We start from the raw sequence: 577 nt of genomic DNA, 5'->3' as shown, positions 1-577 counted from the left end.
CATGCAGCCATGACTTGTTGTTTTCCACCTCAGGCCGCACGCTCCACGACTTAGCCAAACGAGTCGTCGCATGCATGTGCATCTGCGCCAGAATTAAACCAATGGTGGACTCAGCAACGGTGTCAGCGTACAGGCCAGCCGCGTTTGCCCAACGTGCCTTCTCATTGACGACACCACGCTTGACCAGCGCATCAATACCCGCCATGGAGGCCTGCACGAACTTGATGTTCTCCGGCAAATCCGGGAACTCCGGCGCTGAACCATTAAAGAAAATGAAGTCTGCATCTTTAATATCCTCAACCCGCTCATGTCCGCCACCCTCAATGACAGCGGTCGTGGACTCCCACAAATGCGGATACATAACAAACTTCATCGTCTTAAACTCCTTTAAAAATGCTTTTCGACGCCACCCGCCACCAGCAGGCCCGCGCTTTACGCGCGGCTGGCGTAGTTGGACAGATAATCTGCATGCACTACCGGGCGCTGCATGCCATCTGGAAGGTCCTGCGTTTGCATACCAACCATTGATTGCAAGGTATCAGAATCGTAGGACACCTCGCCTCGCCCGATGATTTGG

General features: G+C 53.9%; 1 protein-coding gene. It reads right to left on the bottom strand.

What is annotated here, in order from left to right; all coding sequences use genetic code 11:
• Positions 1 to 373, bottom strand: a 373-nt coding sequence (locus ACDC66_RS15210) for a Rossmann-fold NAD(P)-binding domain-containing protein (RefSeq protein ID WP_376697588.1), incomplete at its 3' end; no start/stop codon positions are given.
• Positions 374 to 577: the final 204 nt, after the last annotated feature.

It is taken from the genome of Wenzhouxiangella psychrophila, assembly GCF_042310375.1.
In the GTDB taxonomy this organism is placed as follows: Bacteria; Pseudomonadota; Gammaproteobacteria; order Xanthomonadales; family Wenzhouxiangellaceae; genus Wenzhouxiangella.
This window is presented reverse-complemented; position numbering and strand designations above follow the sequence as displayed.